General features: G+C 67.7%; 1 protein-coding gene. It reads left to right on the top strand.

The window, feature by feature from the left end; all coding sequences use genetic code 11:
- Positions 1 to 19 precede the first annotated feature (19 nt).
- Positions 20 to 1,268 (top strand): IucA/IucC family protein (locus tag A9D60_RS03605; protein ID WP_065266347.1); only part of this gene is annotated, 1,249 nt, incomplete at its 3' end.

Below are 1,268 nucleotides of genomic sequence, written 5' to 3' on the forward strand. Positions count from 1 at the left end.
CCCTTCCGGGATGCCCGAGATGAGCCTTCAAGAGAGTATTCCCCCAGGCCCCTGCACCGCCACAGCCGCGCAGGCCGCCTCGCTGCAGGCGCTCCTCAACACCTACCTGCGCGAAATGGCCCCCGGCAGCGCCGTGCTGACGGATGCGCGCGATGCGGTGGAGATCCCGCTCAGCCACATCCCCGCCCGGCTGCGGCTGCGGATCACCTATTTCTCCGCCACCGGCCCGCACCGTTTCGGACCGGCGCAGATCCTGTTTGATGGCTCCAGCACCTGGCACTCCGCGCCAACCGTTCAGGTCCTGACCCTGATCGCGCAGGAGTGTTTTGCGCGGCTCAACAGCCGCGATGCGGGCCAGCTACCGGAATTCCTGCGCGGCCTCTTCAACAGCAACGCCGGGATTGAACAAAACCTGAGCCGCCACGCTGGAACACCGGATCCCGACGGCTTCCTCAGCGCTGAACAGGCGCTGGCTTACGGCCATTGGCTGCACCCCACCCCCAAAAGCCGCGACGGGCTGACCAACTGGCAGCAGGCGGCCTACGCGCCTGAATACGCAGGTGAATTCCGCCTCACCTTCTTTGCCGCAGACAAGGCCCTCGTCGCACAAGGCTCCGCCCAACAGCCCGCCACAGAGATGCTCCGCCAGATCCCCGGCCTCGACGGCGCCTTCCGGCTGCGCCCGGATGAGGTGCTGATCCCCGCCCACCCGCTGCAAGCGCAGATGCTGCGGCTCGACCCGGAGGTGCAGGCGCTGCTGGCCTCGGGCCGCCTGCGTGATCTGGGCGAGGCTGGCTGCCAATTCGCCGCCACCTCCTCCCTGCGCACGCTCTATGCGCCCGACTGCCCCTGGATGCTGAAATTCTCGGTCCCGGTGCGGCTCACCAACTCCCTGCGCGTGACCAAGCACAACGAGCTGGAAACCGGCGTCTCCATGGCCCGGCTGCTGCACCAACTGGGCGCCGGCAGCCTGCATCCGCGTTTCAGCATCCTCAACGACCCCGCCTATCTGACCCTCACTCTGCCCGGCCGCCGCGAAAGCGGGTTTGAAGTGATCTTCCGCGACAACCCCTTCATGGGCACGGCGGGCAACGGCATCTGCAACCTCGCCGCCCTCACCGCCGACCCGCTGCCGGGCCGAACCCCGCTGCTCAATAGCCTCATCCAGCGGCTGGCCGCAGACCACGGCGGGACACCGGCAGATGCCGCCCGTCTCTGGTTCGAGGCCTACCTCACCTGCATGCTCGACCCGGTCCTGGACCTCTATG

Source organism: Leisingera sp. JC1 (assembly GCF_001679925.1).
GTDB lineage: Bacteria > Pseudomonadota > Alphaproteobacteria > Rhodobacterales > Rhodobacteraceae > Leisingera.